General features: G+C 41.6%; 25 protein-coding genes. 12 read left to right on the forward strand and 13 right to left on the reverse strand.

Annotated features, from left to right (window positions below; all coding sequences use genetic code 11):
* Window positions 1–66: 66 nt before the first annotated feature.
* Window positions 67–405, reverse strand: a complete 339-nt coding sequence (locus GNF10_RS27055) for a hypothetical protein (protein WP_260445905.1) — start codon at window positions 403–405, stop codon at window positions 67–69.
* A 182-nt stretch (window positions 406–587) separates the two neighbouring features.
* Between GNF10_RS27055 and GNF10_RS27060 the strand changes: the two genes are divergently transcribed.
* The 4 genes from GNF10_RS27060 to GNF10_RS27075 all read left to right on the forward strand — a co-directional run bounded on the left by GNF10_RS27060 (window position 588) and on the right by GNF10_RS27075 (window position 2883).
* Window positions 588–860, forward strand: coding sequence for a hypothetical protein (locus tag GNF10_RS27060; protein ID WP_163926664.1), 273 nt, complete (start codon window positions 588–590; stop codon window positions 858–860).
* 187 nt (window positions 861–1047) lie between these two features.
* Window positions 1048–1470, forward strand: coding sequence for a hypothetical protein (locus tag GNF10_RS27065; RefSeq protein ID WP_185582388.1), 423 nt, complete (start codon window positions 1048–1050; stop codon window positions 1468–1470).
* 424 nt (window positions 1471–1894) lie between these two features.
* Window positions 1895–2137 (forward strand): hypothetical protein, encoded by a 243-nt coding sequence (locus tag GNF10_RS27070; RefSeq protein ID WP_185582401.1) that lies wholly within the window; start codon window positions 1895–1897, stop codon window positions 2135–2137.
* 107 nt (window positions 2138–2244) lie between these two features.
* Window positions 2245–2883: a glutathione S-transferase family protein gene (locus GNF10_RS27075; RefSeq protein ID WP_185582389.1), complete on the forward strand. Its 639-nt coding sequence runs from the start codon at window positions 2245–2247 to the stop codon at window positions 2881–2883.
* A gap of 159 nt (window positions 2884–3042) precedes the next feature.
* Here GNF10_RS27075 and GNF10_RS27080 read toward each other — a convergent pair whose 3' ends face one another.
* A complete protein-coding gene (locus GNF10_RS27080; RefSeq protein ID WP_221643432.1) occupies window positions 3043–3561 on the reverse strand; it encodes a DUF4174 domain-containing protein in 519 nt (172 codons plus the stop codon).
* 199 nt (window positions 3562–3760) lie between these two features.
* A complete protein-coding gene (locus GNF10_RS27085) occupies window positions 3761–4033 on the reverse strand; it encodes a GlsB/YeaQ/YmgE family stress response membrane protein (protein WP_185582390.1) in 273 nt (90 codons plus the stop codon).
* 394 nt (window positions 4034–4427) lie between these two features.
* Between GNF10_RS27085 and tnpB the strand changes: the two genes are divergently transcribed.
* Window positions 4428–5654 (forward strand): IS200/IS605 family element RNA-guided endonuclease TnpB, encoded by a 1227-nt coding sequence (tnpB, locus tag GNF10_RS27090; RefSeq protein ID WP_221643433.1) that lies wholly within the window; start codon window positions 4428–4430, stop codon window positions 5652–5654.
* 143 nt (window positions 5655–5797) lie between these two features.
* Here the strand turns inward: tnpB and GNF10_RS27095 are convergent, their stop codons facing one another.
* Window positions 5798–6463: a glutathione S-transferase family protein gene (locus GNF10_RS27095; RefSeq protein ID WP_221643434.1), complete on the reverse strand. Its 666-nt coding sequence runs from the start codon at window positions 6461–6463 to the stop codon at window positions 5798–5800.
* Window positions 6464–6522: 59 nt separating this feature from the next.
* Window positions 6523–6681 (reverse strand): hypothetical protein, encoded by a 159-nt coding sequence (locus tag GNF10_RS27100; RefSeq protein ID WP_185582402.1) that lies wholly within the window; start codon window positions 6679–6681, stop codon window positions 6523–6525.
* 221 nt (window positions 6682–6902) lie between these two features.
* On the opposite strand from GNF10_RS27100, the gene GNF10_RS27105 reads away from it, so the two are divergent.
* The gene (locus tag GNF10_RS27105; protein WP_185582391.1) at window positions 6903–8441 is read left to right on the forward strand and encodes a DEAD/DEAH box helicase; all 1539 of its coding nucleotides are present in this window, start codon (window positions 6903–6905) and stop codon (window positions 8439–8441) included.
* A gap of 69 nt (window positions 8442–8510) precedes the next feature.
* Here GNF10_RS27105 and GNF10_RS27110 read toward each other — a convergent pair whose 3' ends face one another.
* Window positions 8511–9062: a hypothetical protein gene (locus GNF10_RS27110; protein ID WP_185582392.1), complete on the reverse strand. Its 552-nt coding sequence runs from the start codon at window positions 9060–9062 to the stop codon at window positions 8511–8513.
* Window positions 9063–9132: 70 nt separating this feature from the next.
* Between GNF10_RS27110 and GNF10_RS38935 the strand changes: the two genes are divergently transcribed.
* The gene (locus GNF10_RS38935; protein ID WP_260445906.1) at window positions 9133–9264 is read left to right on the forward strand and encodes a hypothetical protein; all 132 of its coding nucleotides are present in this window, start codon (window positions 9133–9135) and stop codon (window positions 9262–9264) included.
* A 38-nt stretch (window positions 9265–9302) separates the two neighbouring features.
* Here GNF10_RS38935 and GNF10_RS27115 read toward each other — a convergent pair whose 3' ends face one another.
* The gene (locus tag GNF10_RS27115; RefSeq protein ID WP_185582393.1) at window positions 9303–9665 is read right to left on the reverse strand and encodes a VOC family protein; all 363 of its coding nucleotides are present in this window, start codon (window positions 9663–9665) and stop codon (window positions 9303–9305) included.
* Window positions 9666–9785: 120 nt separating this feature from the next.
* On the opposite strand from GNF10_RS27115, the gene GNF10_RS27120 reads away from it, so the two are divergent.
* From GNF10_RS27120 to GNF10_RS27130, 3 genes are all read left to right on the forward strand, one after another.
* Window positions 9786–9986: a 3'-5' exonuclease gene (locus tag GNF10_RS27120; protein ID WP_185582394.1), complete on the forward strand. Its 201-nt coding sequence runs from the start codon at window positions 9786–9788 to the stop codon at window positions 9984–9986.
* Window positions 9987–10093: 107 nt separating this feature from the next.
* Complete coding sequence (locus GNF10_RS27125) at window positions 10094–10675, forward strand: GNAT family N-acetyltransferase (protein WP_185582395.1); 582 nt, start codon at window positions 10094–10096, stop codon at window positions 10673–10675.
* 385 nt (window positions 10676–11060) lie between these two features.
* A complete protein-coding gene (locus tag GNF10_RS27130) occupies window positions 11061–11540 on the forward strand; it encodes a hypothetical protein (RefSeq protein ID WP_185582396.1) in 480 nt (159 codons plus the stop codon).
* A 102-nt stretch (window positions 11541–11642) separates the two neighbouring features.
* On the opposite strand, the gene GNF10_RS27135 is transcribed toward GNF10_RS27130, so the two are convergent.
* A complete protein-coding gene (locus tag GNF10_RS27135) occupies window positions 11643–11984 on the reverse strand; it encodes a hypothetical protein (protein WP_185592108.1) in 342 nt (113 codons plus the stop codon).
* A 4-nt stretch (window positions 11985–11988) separates the two neighbouring features.
* Window positions 11989–13074, reverse strand: a complete 1086-nt coding sequence (locus GNF10_RS27140) for a DUF3696 domain-containing protein (protein WP_114084183.1) — start codon at window positions 13072–13074, stop codon at window positions 11989–11991.
* A gap of 185 nt (window positions 13075–13259) precedes the next feature.
* On the opposite strand from GNF10_RS27140, the gene GNF10_RS27145 reads away from it, so the two are divergent.
* On the forward strand, window positions 13260–13439 hold the full coding sequence (locus GNF10_RS27145; protein WP_114084184.1) for a hypothetical protein: 180 nt from the start codon (window positions 13260–13262) through the stop codon (window positions 13437–13439).
* On the opposite strand, the gene GNF10_RS27150 is transcribed toward GNF10_RS27145, so the two are convergent.
* The 4 genes from GNF10_RS27150 to GNF10_RS27165 all read right to left on the reverse strand — a co-directional run bounded on the left by GNF10_RS27150 (window position 13436) and on the right by GNF10_RS27165 (window position 15641).
* Window positions 13436–13828, reverse strand: coding sequence for a hypothetical protein (locus GNF10_RS27150; protein WP_311774218.1), 393 nt, complete (start codon window positions 13826–13828; stop codon window positions 13436–13438). The genes GNF10_RS27145 and GNF10_RS27150 overlap by 4 nt on opposite strands.
* Window positions 13829–13838: 10 nt before the next feature.
* The gene (locus GNF10_RS27155; protein WP_179070935.1) at window positions 13839–14099 is read right to left on the reverse strand and encodes a Nif11-like leader peptide family natural product precursor; all 261 of its coding nucleotides are present in this window, start codon (window positions 14097–14099) and stop codon (window positions 13839–13841) included.
* 121 nt (window positions 14100–14220) lie between these two features.
* Window positions 14221–15384, reverse strand: coding sequence for an HNH endonuclease domain-containing protein (locus GNF10_RS27160; protein WP_185582612.1), 1164 nt, complete (start codon window positions 15382–15384; stop codon window positions 14221–14223).
* Window positions 15385–15401: 17 nt separating this feature from the next.
* Entirely contained in the window at window positions 15402–15641 is a 240-nt protein-coding gene (locus GNF10_RS27165) for a hypothetical protein (RefSeq protein WP_185582613.1), read from the reverse strand.
* 8 nt (window positions 15642–15649) lie between these two features.
* Here GNF10_RS27165 and GNF10_RS27170 point away from each other — a divergent pair, with 8 nt between their 5' ends.
* Window positions 15650–16615, forward strand: coding sequence for an HNH endonuclease (locus GNF10_RS27170; RefSeq protein WP_185582614.1), 966 nt, complete (start codon window positions 15650–15652; stop codon window positions 16613–16615).
* The last annotated feature ends 90 nt before the right edge of the window (window positions 16616–16705 follow it).

Genomic DNA, 16705 nt, shown 5'->3' on the forward strand with positions numbered 1-16705 from the left:
CTCTCTTCGTCAAAATTGGGTGGACTTGTACGATAGCCTCAAAGAGAAAAAGTAAGTCCCATCTTTTTATTCGCGTACAACATTCGCGAACACTATTTTCTTTGTTTTACCTCTATTTCTCCTTAACCGAGCAGTATTGCGAGGGCATCTACCTGTAAACATGGGATGCCAGTCAATCAGTTCTAGCTGTTGCTGTTGCGTCAATCGCTGTTGTGGTTGCAAAATTAATTCACCGTTGTAGTAGCTTGCCCCCTCCGGTTGCCATAGCTCCTCTGCTTCGGCGTTGGGGTCAAGTCGAAAGTCCAAGCAGCTATCCCCCTGTGGCCCTGCTGGGTGAACGACACAGACGAGGTGAGGATCATGTGAGTAAAGTAAACAGCGATCGCACTCTGAAAGTTTTGGCATATCACCAGTTTATCCAGCACAGGTAACGATGCCTACGGTTCAAGAAGCCTACGTAGTCTGGAATTTTTGGTATAACATCAGTTTAATCCCCCAACGGCGATCGCCCCTTTACCCTATTGATTTCCTAGCTTGAATTGCTGCAATTCGATGTTGTACTCTGTTTTTAGAGTTCGGGCTTGCAGATGAACATAGGAATAATCGAGCCAAAAAGTAGCGGGTTTTTAGAAGTGATGCCGGAGGGTGAAGGCAGCGACTATTGGCAGATTGCCGCCGTACACATCAATGGTAAAGCTTTCTGCCCTAGCCCGAAGCTTTACCGTTCAGGACAGGTGGCATTAGCAGTGGCTGCACAAATTTATGATTGGATAGCTGAACACGAACACCAAATCAATGATGAGGCTTGCTACTGCTCTGTTTTGAAGCTGACCCTGTGGCAGCAACCGAAAGTATCTTAATAACTACCCCACACAGTTTAATTCCTCCCACGAGTGCGATCGCCACTCATCAGCATTTACAAGTGGTCAGGTAGTGTCGATAAGAGAGGAAACATCAGCGAAATACCAGCATAACAAGTAATTGATTATACATTGTATAATAGAGGGATTATTTTTACATTATTTGTGAGGAACTGAAAAAGGTTGTATGAAACTAGTTAAAAAAATTTTAGCAATATGTTTTCTATTATTTGGTATTCCATTTTCTGCTGTGATGATTCTAGAAATTCTCAATCCCAAAACTCCCGCTCAAGAAAAAGAAAATGATATTGCTGCTCTAAGTATTCTTACTATTCCGTCAACCATTCTAGGAGGCTGGTTGAGTTGGTCTTTAGTACAGCAGAATCGAAAGGAAAAAGCATTACTTCTGGAATCAGAACAAAAGCGTCTTCAGTTAGTATTCTTAGAATTAATTGAGCAAAATACTGGCAGAATAACGGTATTGCAACTGGCGAAAAATGCGGAAATATCAACCCAGTTAGCTAAACAATATTTAGATGAGAAAGCCAAAGAACTTAATGCTTCTTTTGAAGTAAATGAAGAGGGAAATGTTTTGTATCATTTCTCTTGATACCCTTTTAGGGACTTAATCATAAATAAAATTACTTCTAAAAAGCGAAATTATGATTAAAATTGTCTGCAAGAATGTGATTTAAGCATTTTCATAGTACCAGTGTACTGCTTTGTCACAAGCGATGCCTGCGGCGGGCTACGCCTACGCTCTTGAAGCTGGCTTTTCCTCTAAGAATTTTATCGGTGACAGCGTTTGTTTATCAAATATACGATTGCGTAAAGCGCTTTCACCTGCATTTATGCGGTAGTTCGCACAGAGATTGTCATTTCTGAGTTGATTTGTGTTTTACTTCGCCATTAAACAAGAGAAAAGTTTACCACCTCAGCTTTCATACTTGCGGAAGACGTAATGTATCACCAGGGCAATTGTGATTATGACAATAGGGTAATTACAGCGTTCTTGGTAGCGCTATGGGATAGTTATGGAATACTCTAACGAGTTCAACAGAAGTAGGGATGCCTACATCAAAAATACAAAGGGGAACACATTCATCTCTGGGATGAATGATGAAGATTGGTTTAACTTGGGAAAATCTGATGCCTGGGCTGGAAAACCCAAAGTGCCACCAGAACAAGATGCTCAAGCGGCGAGTATGTATGACTTAGGTTACAGCGAAGGAGAGATTAAACATCCGCCAACTGAAACTCCAAAGACTCAGAAATAGAAACGATATCAGACCTAAATTCCAAATTTCACTAAGTTTTTTGAGTTGAAAGAACTTTATGCACTCTTAATAGTAGACATTAGTAGACATTGGCTGATGGAGGAGCGATGAAGCTATATTACATTCCCACAACAAGAGCAGTACGCCCCCGGTGGCTGTTGGAAGAAATGGGAATTGCTTATGACTTAGTTCGAGTCAATATGACCATGACAAAACAATCAGAATATAAAGAACTGCACCCACACGGTAAAGTACCAGTTTTGGTAGACGGGGAAGTAACGATTTTTGAGTCTGCTGCTATTTGTACTTATCTTGCAGACAAACATATAGAAATGGGGTTTGCTCCACCGCTAGATAGTCCTGAACGTGCCTATTACCAGCAATGGCTTTTTTATGCCGCAGTTACCCTAGAGCCACCTGTTGAGAATTATATGTTTAATGTGCTGCCAAATCTGCCAGAAAAACTGCTGCCTGGCTTTGTCAGGTTGGAAACTTCAAAACAAGAATCTCGACAATGGTTTGACAGAGTTGCTCAACCTCTGAGGGAAGTATTGGTTGGCAAGAATTATTTAGTAGCAAATAGACTAACAACTGCTGATATTGTCACTGGAGGAGTTTTGCTGTGGGCTAAGAAGTTAGGAATGCTCTTAGATGATGACCCCCTGACTGAATATATCAATGGTTTGATGCAGCGACCTGCTTTTGGGCGTGCCGATGAAGATTTTTATGCCAAGATAGCTCCCTAGTTATTGCATTGACTGCTGTTCCATCGCATGGAGCAGCCCTTTATAGCGATCGCACTCCCAATTTTTCCTCTCTACGAGACGCAATCATGCGAACGCTTGTATTCTTTAGGGTAAGGCGATCGCCCCTTGGTGCAGCTTTTACTCGCTTGTATTTTATAGCTACTTTCTGTCTTGTTCTTGCATTTCTTGCTGGCGCATGGGCATAGTGTCAATTTGCTCAAAAATTGCTGTCGCTGTGACTGGTGTAGTGTCACTGCGCTTAACACCACCATCTTTGCCTACCAAAATAACGCGGAAATTATCTTTATCAACGAAGAAGCGATTTCGCAAATTGGCAGCAGAAGACTCATCTATTGGCTGTCCGTTGGCATAGCTTTTATCTGTTGCCAGAACCTGAAGCAGAACTAAATCCCGGTCTGTAAAACCGTTTTGGTGCTGGTTAAATAACTGCATCTGTTGCTGATAGCTATGGTTATCAACAGATGGTGCAAACACTAGTAACACGCGGTTTTGCCATTTTTGGGAACTGAGGTTAAATGAAGACATTTTGATGCTATGGGTTGAACCAATGACAGTACCAGCAATGCTGACTGGCGATAGGACTATAGACGCGGTGAGGGTCAAGGCAATTAATACTGAGTTATTCACTTCGGGGGGTTGAGATAAGCGTTCTATCATCTCAAACTATCATCAGTTTCCCCACTCTGACTCTATCTGGTGATTGAATAAGTGTGATGCCTACCCGCAAGAGCAATCGCTATGATAATAGCGCCTACCTAAATATAGGTAAGCGCTACTGTTTTAATTAAATTCAGGGATAAAATATAGTGAAATGAATTCCCTGATTTTTACTATTAATTGATTCCAATTTAATTTCTTAGATTGCACTGCGACGATTTAGCAAGTTCCACAAAAATACCGCAACGATTGCGCCAAGAACCGCTACTGCAATACCAGGAATGCTCAAAGTGGGGGCGGCTAATGTCAAGGTTCCTGTACTGAAGAACACACCCAAACTACCACCAACAAAAGCACCGATAATTCCTAATATGATTGTTCCAAGAATTCCGCCACCTTGATGACCGGGGTAGATAGCCTTTGCAATAGCACCAGCAATTAGACCTAAAACAATCCAAGCAAGAATATTCATTGTTTTAATTTTATAAACGTTTTTTACCAACAAATACACAATAGCAATCTAAACATTGACATTTAATCTACCAACAGAACCAATTATTAATAGCCTTGAGGATGAATGCTATTACTTCTGGTGATATACCCCCTAATTGAGATGGATAATAAAGAAAAAAGCTCCTAGTAGGTCTAAAACCAGGAGCTTCGTTTATTCATTGCTTGATAATTGCAGTATATGCATTTTTAATGATTTATCTCGTCTACTTGAAGGATTAAGTTAAAGTTTGAAAGCCGAATATTAATTTGATTTCTTCAAGCCCCACACTCGTGACTTCCAGTCATGAGTTATGCGCTCTATATTAAGTATCATTTTCTGTTAAAATGGAAGGGTCTTCAGAGGAGTTAATAAATTGTCATCCATCCAAAAAGCGTTTAAAGTCATTCTCATACCTACACACAACCAAGAAATCTTAATCAATAAGACAATTGGCTGTGTGAGATATGTGTACAACCGCTTTTTGGCACTAAAGAAAGAGTTATATGCAAGTGAGGGAAAAACCTTAAATTATAATGCTTGCAGTCAACACCTAACTATACTCAAGAAAGAAATTGAATGGTTGAAAGAAGTAGATAAGTTTGCCTTACAAAATTCAATTAAGAATTTAGAAACAGCATACAAAAACTTTTTTGCTGACTTAAAGAAGGTTAAAGGCAAGAAAGGGGTAGGTTTTCCTAAATTCAAAAAGAAACACGGGTGCAAGCAGTCTTACAAAACTAACCTGACTAACGGCAACATTCAGATAATAGAAAATCGTTTAAAGCTACCGAAGTTAGGTTGGGTAAGGTTCCACAAATCCCAAGACATTACTGGGAAGCTTGTAAACGTTACCATAACTCGCACTTCCAGAGGTAAATATATTGCTAGTATTCTGTGTGAAACAGAGATAGAAAAATATCCCCAGGTAACAGATAATATTGGATTAGATTTAGGGTTGAAGTCTTATCTAACTACCAGCAATGGCGAGACGGTAGAGAACCCGAAGTATTACAGAACTCAAAAAAGGAAGTTACGTAAAGCACACAAAAAGCTATCCCGCAGTGTAAAAGGTAGTAGCAACAGAGTCAAAGCGAAAATCAAGCTGGCTCGTACCTACGAACGGATTACGAATTTGAGAGATGACTTTTTGCACAAACTGTCAACTCGCTTAATCAAAGAAAACAGTATTATCTGTATTGAGGATTTGCGAGTTAGCAACATGGTAAAGAATCACAAATTAGCTTTGAGTATCTCAGACGCTAGCTGGTCTAAGTTCGTTACTATGCTTGAATACAAAGCTTTGTGGCATGACAGAATTGTACAAAAAGTTGGTACGTTTTATCCCTCATCTCAGACTTGCAACTGCTGTGTTTTTATCAATCCACTAGTTAAGGATTTAAAGTTGCGTGAATGGACTTGTCCTATTTGCAATAATTACAACTTGAGAGACGCAAATGCAAGTTTAAATATATTGAGTGAGGGGTTGAGAATTTTAACAGCAGCCGTCGGTGCGCCGGATGCTATATACGCCTGCGGAGAACTTGTAAGTCCTGGATTTTTTCAGGCAGAGATCGTTGAAACAGGAATCACGCGACTTTGAGTCGTGTGAGGTTCAAAAGGTGAAGGAGTAAATGGCTTGTAGCTGCGACCAATGTAAAAGAAGTCATCAATTGCTGGCTTGAATACTGCCTAGAGAGGCTAAATCAACTTATTCCTGTTATATCTATTTTTTGCGCTAGCTAGTCAGCCAGTCGGTTGCTTGCCAGTGAAAACCGCTAATTGAGCGGCGAAAGCACGCTTGAAGGCGGGCCGCGCTTCGCCACGGGCGACATAGGTAGAGAGATTCGGATAGTCGTCCAGCATACCCGATTCTTTCAACCTGAGCAGCACTTCCAGCATCATCAGGTCGCCTGCGCTGAATGCGCCATCGAGCCAGTCGGCATCTCCAAGGTGACTGGAAAGTTCTAAGAGCCGGTTACGGATGCGACCTTCGACGACATGCAGGCGCTGCTCGTACCAGACCTCATCACGCTCTAAGTACGTGGCGATTTCCCGATCAACGATTGGCGGCTCCATCGTGTTAAGTGCGGCAAACATCCATGCGATCGCTCGCGCTCGACTATTTGCATCGTCTGGCAACAGCCCTGTATGGCGCTTTGCGATATGGAACACGATCGCCCCCGACTCGAACAGGGCGAGATCACCTTCTTCATAGGTTGGAATTTGCCCGAAAGGATGAAGCGCACGGTGCGCGGGTTGCTTCATCTCACTGAACGAAACAAGACGAACGTTGTAAGGTTGGCCCACTTCTTCGAGCGCCCAGCGAACGCGCATGTCACGCGCCAGTCCCTTGCCGCCATCAGGCGACCGTTCAAAGGCGGTAATAGTGGGTGTCATTGTCAGGGTCATGGTGATTTCTCCTTTCGGCCCAATTTTCTGCTTTGGGTGTGTGTTCTAACTCCAGTAAACTAGCTCTCCAGCCATTCCATAACTGATTGAATTTGCTGTTGCTCAACACCGCAGCTTTGTTGTCCGTAGCTATCAATTGTTGGCTGGGCTGGTTTGGGTTTGAGGAAGTTTAAGAATTTCATGACGGTGATAAACGCAACTATTAACAGGGTTCCCATTTGATGAGGTGCGTTGCTTCCCTATTTCCTCTCTACGAGACGCAATCATGCGAACGCTTGTATTTTCTAGGAGCGATCGCTCTTAATTCTTAGAGGAAACCCCAGGTGTAGCCCGTCGCAGGTGATTGCACCCATTATTAAGGGAAGACTAACAGTAGGAGCGTAGCTTGCCGCCTTTGGCATCGCCCCCCCCTTAAAAACCATATAAACATTTACCATTTATGGCTACTCTAATTCCCTCATTCAATAGTTGCTCAATGCGGATGACCCCTGGTGAAAGGAGGTTAGCGCAGCGCTTGGAGGAGAAATTAGAGGATGATTATTTACTTTGGTACGATGTGCCAGTGGGTAAAAAGCAATTGCACCCAGATTTTATCGTGCTGCATCCCAGCCGGGGTTTGTTCATCCTTGAGGTGAAAGACTGGAAGTTAGACACAATTAAAAATATCAACCCCTCCACAGTCACACTGCTTACCGAGGATGGAGTAAAGGAAGTTAAACACCCACTACAACAAGCCAGAGATTATGCCTTAGCAGTCAACAAGATGCTAGAAAAAGATTCTCTTTTGGTGCAGCTGCAAATCCCCGACATTCTGAGGATTATGGACTTGCAACAGGAACAGTTAGCCCGCAGTCTAGGAGACGGACATCGGGTAATTCATGGTGTAGCTGGTTCCGGCAAAACGATGATTTTAGCCTACCGTTGTCAGCACTTATCTCAAGTCAGTAATAAACCAATTTTGGTACTGTGCTTCAATGTTTCTCTTGCTGCCAAGCTCCGGCAAACTATCCAAGATAAAAACAGAGTCAGTCGCATCAAGGTGCGGCATTTTCATGGGTGGTGCATGGATTTACTCAAAAAATATGACATCCCCAGACCCGACTCTAGAGAGTATCAAGGGGAAGATTATATAGAAGAACTAGTTCAAAGAGTAATTACCGCCGTTGATGCCCAGTTGATACCGGCTGGCACGTATGGCGCTGTGATGTTAGATGAAGGTCACGACTTTAAACCAGAGTGGTTAAAATTAATTGCCCAGATGGTCAATCCCGAAACCAATTCTTTGCTTATCCTCTACGACGATGCCCAAAACCTCTACGGTGAAGAACGCACTAAGAAATTTAGCTTTAAGAGTGTAGGCATCCAAGCACAGGGACGCACAACTATTTTTAAACTCAACTACCGCAACACTGCTCAAGTGTTGGGGGTGGCTTATGAATTTGCTAAAGAAGTGATGACCCCTACCACCGGGGATGATGACCAAGTAGTATTGGTAGAACCGACTAGTGCAGGACGGCAAGGCCCCAAACCAGACCTGATCCGTTTACCCTGTTTTAAACATGAGGTAGATTACCTAGCAGGGCGAGTGCAACAATTACACGAGCGAGATATCCCCTGGAACGAAATAGCAATTATTTATCGCTCTAAGTTTATGGGCGAAAACATTTACAACCACTTCCAACAAGCCCAAATCCCCATCGAATGGGTCAACGCCGACAGTGACAGCCGCAACTATCACCCAGCCGAACAAAGCATCAAACTCATAACCATGTACTCATCTAAAGGGTTAGAATTTCCCGTGGCTTGCATCCCAGGCATTGGTTATATGCCTGACCAGTACGGACACGGTACACCAGAAGAAGAAGCGCGACTATTGTATGTGGCGATGACACGGGCGATTGAGCAGTTGATTATGACTTGCGATCGCTCCTCAGAGTTTACCAACCGTCTTGAGAAAGCACTAGGTAAAGTAATTTGATTGCGATCGCTCTCCCAATCAAGCGAGGAAAAGGGAAAGCAATCGCGCTCAAGCCTAAAAATCAGCATTTTAACCAAGATAAGGATATTGTGGCGGTTTGATTTTCAATAATTCTGTCCAGTATTTTATAGCATTATGTTTGGTGGTTTCGATGTCACGCGATTTGTGAACTCTGCCTATTTCCATTAGAAAATATGTAAGTTTAAGAGCAGTAAGTAAGTTAATCAACCCTACCGCTTGAAAATGTTGTAAAAATAAGTGGAGCAGAATTTGTAATTTTTGTTTATGACGAAAATACATCCACCATTTCATTTGATGTATGGCGATACTGGTTTGATAAACTAATGTAGTTTCTACTTGGGTTAATTTATCTTTAGCTTGATAATAAAACTGCATTTCTTTGTCAAAATTACCTGCTTTCTGGGCTAAAGCAGCATCATCAGCTAATTGATAAGCCTGACTAATTAAGTTACCTGCCGTTTCTGCCTGCTGTTGAGTATAACCAAGTTTCATATATATAGTAGCTACTGCTGATGCCAATTCTGCAAACTCCTCAGCATCATGTAACCAATATATTTGTGCTTGTAATTCCCCTAGTGTGGCTGCTAAAGTCTCATTCATATTCAATCTAACTTTTCCTATAAGGCAATTTGGTAGCGATTGACCATAGCAGTATTTTAGGTGTTAGGCGATGCCTACTGCCTACGGCGGCAAGCTACGCGCCCCCACCCCCAATCAAGAGAGGAAATTAAGCGATCGCTCATCGGAATTTACCAGTCGTCTTGAGAAAGCTTTGGGTACAGTAAGTACGAAAGGAGTTTAATTGGTACGATTGATTACGCCATTACAGAACTTCTTTTATTAATCACGGGTCAATAGTTCTAAATTATGACCATTTTGGTCGTAGAAATAAAAACCACGCCCTCCTTTTCTATGATTGATTTCTCCTTTGTCCTGGTGCATAGGGTCGCTACTATATTCCAGACCAGCTTGTTTGATTCTGGCAAAGATAGTATCAAATTCTTCATCGCTGACATGAAAAGCATAATGGTGAGACTCAAATGTCTCTCTGTTATCAAAATCGAGTGTGAGTGTGTCATTAACTCGCACAGCAGCAAAATGGCCAGCAGGTTCGACTTTTAAACCAAAAATTTGGGCAAAAAACTGTGCTGATGCTTCTTTATCGTGAGCAGGAACTATAGTGTGATTCAAAGAGATTGTCATAATTTTTCCCTTCAAAATAGTTTCTAGGTTTAACTCTAGAATGCCTTGTAAAATTTTGTTTTGCCCTCCTCATTTTGATAGGAGTTGTATTCATAGCTCTTAATTTCGCCACTCCAACAGATGCACTCAAGCAAAGGGCTAGAGTTTACAATAATGTTGATTCCTGGTATTGGTTATATGCCTCACCAGTACAAGACCCCAAAAGAAGAAACACAGTTACTTTACGTGGCGATGACACGGGCGATTGAGCAGACAAGCGATCGCTCCTCACAATTCACCAGCCGTTTGGAGACAGTATTAGGTAAAGTAGCAGTAATTTGATTGTGTTTATCCTTCATTCAAGCAAGGAAATTAAGCAATTGGGTATCACCGTGCCAAAGGCCCCAACCCCAAATAAGCGAAATCAGAAATATACGTTTTTTAGGTCTATGAACACCAGCATTTACACACCACAGCAGCCAACTCTCCAGACACAAAGACTTATCATGAGAGCCTTCACCCTTGCAGATGCACCTGAAGTACAATGCTTGGCTGGTGTAAAAGAAATTGCCGCTATGACCTTAACTATTCCCCATCCTTACCAAGACGGTATGGCCCAAGAGTGGATTAAAACCCATCAAAAAGCCTTCAAAGAGGTAAAATCTGTGAACTTAGCGATTGTGCTGCGTGATATTGGTGTGTTGTGTGGTGCGATCAGCTTGCAAATCAACCTTGAACATAACCATGCCGAGTTGGGCTATTGGATAGGAAAACCCTATTGGGGGCAAGGCTACTGTACAGAAGCGGCAAAAGAAATATTGCGATATGGCTTTGAGGTATTGGGGCTCCACCGCATTCATGCCCGACACTTTTCTCATAACCCCGCATCAGGACAAGTTATGCAAAAAATTGGTATGGTTTACGAGGGTTGTCGCCGTCAACACAAATTTAGATGGAACGAATACGTAGATATTGTGGACTACGGGATTCTCAAAAGCGACTGGCAGACGAATTATTTAACAGGTTCTTAGAGGAAACTGCAAGTGGTCGCAGGCTGTTGGTGGGTACGCCATACCATCTTTACTATGTGTTTTTTAGTACATTACTAACCAGTTGTAGTGAAGCGATGACCGAGCGCTGTGGGTTGGCTGCTGAGTTCTACAGCGTTGGGTCAACAACTGGCGATTTGTGACTGTTCTGTTCTATCGATATCTCATTTAAACGGCAATTTAGAGAGTTGTGATGCCAAATTGCCAGAAGCTTTGAACATAGCGGTGTAACTTCAACTTTTTCTTAGAGGAAAGCCCAAAGAGCGTAGGCGCAGCCCTTAAAGTAAACATCGCCACCTCACAACCCCAAATCCTGCTAAAATCCCTGTATCAAATATACTAATTAGTATCAAATATACCAACTACCATGTCTGGCAAAGGATTTGGGCAACCCCAACCCACTAAAATCGATAAACTTGTTGAATCTGCGGTGCGTTGTTGCTACAAGCGACAGCCAGAAGCCTTAGACCAAATTTTTGACAATCTGCCTGTTAAGCTCAACAAGCAAGTCTTAGATGGTACGGTTGCAGCTTTAAAAAAAGACATTGATAGCCTCAGTTGGCTGTGTGGTTACTTTGCATCCGAAATTAACAGCACTGAGGACAACCAGAAGCCTCGCCATTCTATTGTAGAACTTAGCAAATTGCTCATGACATCAGGGATGGAACCTTTCGGTGATTTTGCCCCTTACCCCGGTTGTCGCATTGTTATACTCAACAACGATAAATTTGAAGCGCTGCCGCCTAGAGTGCAAGCAGCAGTCAAAGAAGCCTTTGATGTGGTAGAAACTAGTGGGGAAGAGGCACAAAGGATAAATGAGGCGCTGCTACGTGAGTTAGAAGTGTAGTAAATGACATAGTATAACTGCGGATGAGCGCAGGTATCGCTACACACATTTACGTCTTTATTGATATTAGGCGTTAATATGCATCTCTATTTCTTAAATATATTAGTTGGATTGGAATATTGTGATAACAGTATCATGCCAAATAGTAATTTCTTGAATAGTCTGATTGATTTTATCTGTATCACTACTGATTGTTTCTAAATTCAATAGACAATTCACTAATAATCTAACTAAATAAGTCAATTTCAAAGCATCATCAAATGCTAGATTTGGCATAATCTTTTCAATAAGATATATTGATTCTTTAATGATATTTTCTATTCTTAGGTTTTGACCTTCTTGTAATAAAGATTGTATTGTTTGTAAATTGTTAACTAAATTATCTAAATTTGCTTTAGCTTCTTGTCTAAGCAAAATTGTTTGTGTTTGTGTAATATCGTTCATAAAGTTATATTTTTGCAGGTTCTAATAAAACTGTTAAACTGTTTTCCCATTCATCGAAGAACCCATCAGGCCATCGGTCAATTCTGCCGTCTTTATTAATGCGTGGCGACACAACTTTAATAAAAGCTTGACCTTGGTTTTCTTGACGTTGAAAGTAATGCAATTGCACATCTTCTGACTCAATGTTACCACCATGCACAGCAAGACGAATGCCGTTTAAAATCTGGTCGCTATGAGTTTCTACCACCACTTGAACGCCACAGTTAGCAGCCAGCGCTAACAGCTTACCCAGCTTTGTTTGTGCTTGGGGGTGGAGTCCAGTTTCTGGGTGTTCAATCAGAATTAATGCACCCGGACTGGATGCTAGGATTGCCACGATAATTGGTAAAACGTAGGTAATGCCGTATCCAATAGGGTCACTAAATTTCAAGTTAACCAAATCCATATCTAGATGTGCGTCAACTTGGATGCGTAGACCAGAACTTATTTCTCCCATCCATGCTTCAACTTGGTCTAGCAAATTTGTTGATTTTGCTTGCGGGTGAGCGAGTTGAGCAATAGGGATTGGTTGATTACCGTAGGTATAAATAAAATGTGCTACATATTCGCCAAGCGCCCCAATTTGTCTAAGTTCTCGCCTTTGGTAATTTAAGATTCCTGATGCAGTTGTTGCACGTTCTGATTGAAGGTGATGAAATTCTTTACTGAAAATGCTTGAATGATAAACATCGGCATCAACAGATTTGAATCCAATCTCTAAAACATCAGCTTCTCTCTCTAATGAGTTGTAGTTAAAGTGCCATATTCCTTTAGTTTCATTTTTAAAAATAAGCTCAAATCCAACATAGTCTTCTTTTGCATTTTCATATAAAGCATCCTTAGCTGTGCCAATATTTCCCAAGTTCCCATTGAGCAATAAGCCAGTGTTTTGTAGTAAATTTTGCTGGTAAGATTGATGCAGCAGCGATAGTGCTTGCAATACAGAGGATTTACCAGTGCTATTATAACCAGAGAGTAAGGTAAGCGATTTGAATTCAACTAATTGATTCTCAAATGCTTTAAAATTTAGCAGCCGTAATGAGCTAATCATTATAGTTAAAATATAGATTTTATTCAATTTTATTATAATTTGTTTATCTCAAGCGTTTTTGTAAGAATATTGTTGTTGAGCAAATCACCTGTAGATGACAAAATCTTAAATATGTTTTGTTATTTACATTTTTGATAATTAATCAAAAATCCTAGCAGTTTATCAAGATTGAATTGTAATTATAGATGGCATCTGAAAATTTTAAAGAACTTGTTAATGTTGCAATCCAAGTAGCGACCAGAAGAAATAAAAGAATGGCAGTCTTCAAGCTTGATAACACTTATTATATAGTTGATGCTAGGGAATGGGAAAATGGCTGTGCGTATGGGCAATATATCATAACGGTAGAACCTGGGCAAAATTAAGCATCAGGTGTTTCATATTGCTGAAATTTTTTCCAATCAAACTCAAGAGTCAGTATTTCAAATAGTGTTGGTGACAACACATCTAACTCTATAGGTTCACCAGTGTAGGTGACATCTGGAAAGTCTTGAGGATGAAAGATTCCGTGAGGAATACCATCTCCTTTAAGCCACATATTAGCTCGATAATCGATGCGTTCTCCACTTGGTAAATCAATCCAGAAATGCGGCTCAATGTGTTGATGATGTTGAGTCAAAACCCCAAACATCGGTTGATGCTCAATGCTATGATTAGTTAGTATAGTGTGACAGATGCGGGTCATGCCATCACATTCAGTTTGAGAAGAATCATAGGGGTCAAGGAGTTGCTGAATTCTTTCCCTTGGTATCACTTCATACTCCTTAATCAATTTCTTCAGACACGGCTAAGTTTTGCTCTTGCATGATTGGTGTCATCAAATGGAATATCTTCGTTAGCCCCTGGTGCAATGATTCTTGAGAGAAGTTATAGCCACGTTCAACAGCCATAGTTATGATTGCAGCCTTATCTTTTGTACGCATTGCTTCCATCAGTCGGCCTAACAACAGTTGATCTTGGAGTGCTGCTGCAAAAAATTCCATAACTTGTAGTTCACTTTGAGCAGCATCTAGTGACTCATTCATTTTTGGACTCCTCTTGCCGAACCTCTACCAGAGTAACATTAAGCCGAATGGTATCCTTTGACGCTAAAGCCTAACTCTACTACTTCTGAAAACTGAACTTTGATATGTTATTGCCATATTGTCAAAAACGAGCTAGATTGCGAGACTCAGCAAAGATGTTAATGAGGTCAACAACAGCAGTTGATAGTACACCAGGAAAAGAAGCGGTATCACCAAAGACAGTAGAAAACCTAACAGCCACATCTTCTTTAAGTGCTAGCGAGAGCGAACCAGATTTACTGTAGTTTCTGTAAGCTAACTCTAAAGAGGGTTGAGCTTGTTGTAATTTTGCCTGAGACGGTAAGCGATCGCGCTTGATGTGGGAATTAAAATTAGGGTCAGCAGGTACTAAGTTCCAAAGTTCGTTAATCGGGTAGAGAGATACGGGTAAAAGGTGGTCTAAATCGTATCTGATACCATAAGAAATGTGCTTTTGTGTCCAGGGGCAAACAAACTCTGTTCCTTCCATCAACAGTACATCAACATGGTTACGCTCCCAACTCAAAGGTCTGCGGTTGTCTGGTCTATCTGTTAGCATCTGATAAATGCAACCTCGATGAACTTTAAGATGATTTTCTTGTTGGACTTTCTCTGTAAACAAGCACCATTCATGAATACAAAGTGCTTCAATCCACAATGACATCTCCCCAAAAGTTTGCCAGAGATCGGCTTGAATTACTAAGCATTTGTCTGCTACTTGAGTACCTGGAATTGCTACAACTTGAGTGCTAAGTTCTGCATACTTTTTAGGTTTATTAAATACTTCCCATTCACCAAACCCTGCATATCTAACAGGCATTTCAATTGCTTTACTAATGGCAGTGAGGGCAGCTTGGTAGACTTGACGTAACGCCTTGGAGTAGGCAAGATATTTTCGCGGGACTCTCAACTCGTTGATGAGGAAAAAGCCATCGCTAGGGCTTGAGGTTCCGCCAACAATTGATTCCCATTCACGGCGTAGTTTCTCTAACTGAGGACGAAACGACATATCATTTCGCAATTGACCGTTCAGTGTTGCTCGTTGCCCTTGCAAGATAGGTTCACTGGGTTTGACAAATGGCCAGTAGTAAGCCACCCAAAACTGTGCTAGTAAACGCAAAGGAACTGCTACGTCTTCTTTTCGGTTCCGCAAATCGGGGAAGCTGAGGACAACATCATTAATCGCACGCAGCAAGGCAATTTTGTAGCTTGTAGCTTTTGTATCGTGCTTGAGAATTGTACTGATGATTTTGCTTCCCGATGACATAGCAAGGGTTAAAAAGGCTACTCTATAGTATTCCCGTTTTCATCCCGTTTGATTTCTACCACAGTGACATCAAAACTTTCCCATTCTTGAACGGTAAAGCCTGCCTCGGTTTCTTCAGGAAACCTAGTTGCCATTTTCTGCCAAGCTTCTTCTTCGCTTTCAGCCCAGATATAATGACCTTGCCGTTCTCTAATGTCATCGCGCCCAGTGCAGTTGTGTAAGTATAATGCGTTACGTGTACAGCGATATTCTTTCATAACTGCGAATGGCTAAAGATTTAGCTTACTACGTTAAGAAATTTTCTCCAAAGTCTGTTGTTGGGAAGCTAGGCTTAAATGTTAGCCCTGATGCGCCCAATAAACCGATTTTGTTACTGTCCGTCATTGAGATGATATCTCAGGGGCAAATCCGAAAAAACCAAATTCCTCTATCTGCTGAACTCATCGCCACATTTCTCAAACTGTGGAGCCACCTGGAGCCAGTACGCAAGCCTGATATAGGCTTACCTTTTTACCATCTCACTAGTGACGGTTTCTGGTATTTTGAGATGAAACTGGGGTTTGAATCATTGATTGCTGCCAAGGTGAAAATCAGAACTCCCAGTACCATTAGGCAAACTGTAGAGTATGCTTACCTCGATGATGAACTCTGGTCACTGCTGCAAAATCCCCAGGACAGGACTGTACTAACCCACACACTCATTAATTCATGGTTTAACGAGCGTACACAGGATATAGAGTCATTATTGCAAGTCAACGCCTTTGCTGAACTACAAGACCAATTGCAGCGCACTGGTGGCAAGGTCTACCAACCAGAGGAATTAGAAGATGAGCAAGCTGTAATTGTGCGGGATGGTGCGTTCCGTAAAATCGTTGTCTCAACTTACAACCAACGCTGTGCCTTTTGCGGATTGCAAATACTTGATTCAATCGGTCAGAACATCGTTGATGGCTCACACATCAAACCATTCTCCCAGTTCTACGATGACCGCATTGATAACGGGCTGTCACTATGCAAAAATCATCACTGGGCATTTGACCGCTTTTGGTTCACCATCAACGACGATTACACCATCATCGTCTCTGACAACCTGCGGGAAGATTCACCCAACGCTAGACCAATGCGGGAATTTAGGGGCGATCGCATTATCTTACCAAGCCAGGAGCAGTATTATCCAAGACAGGATTCTTTACAATGGCATCGTGAAGAGTTTTCAAGGCGTGCTGCATGAGTAAAAAACCTAGCTGACTTTTCACGGGATGTGGAAAAGGGGATTGGTTCGCGACCAGCTATCGCGAACCAATCCTCTGGACTTAAGATA

The organism is Nostoc sp. UCD121 (assembly GCF_014222285.1).
GTDB lineage: Bacteria > Cyanobacteriota > Cyanobacteriia > Cyanobacteriales > Nostocaceae > Nostoc.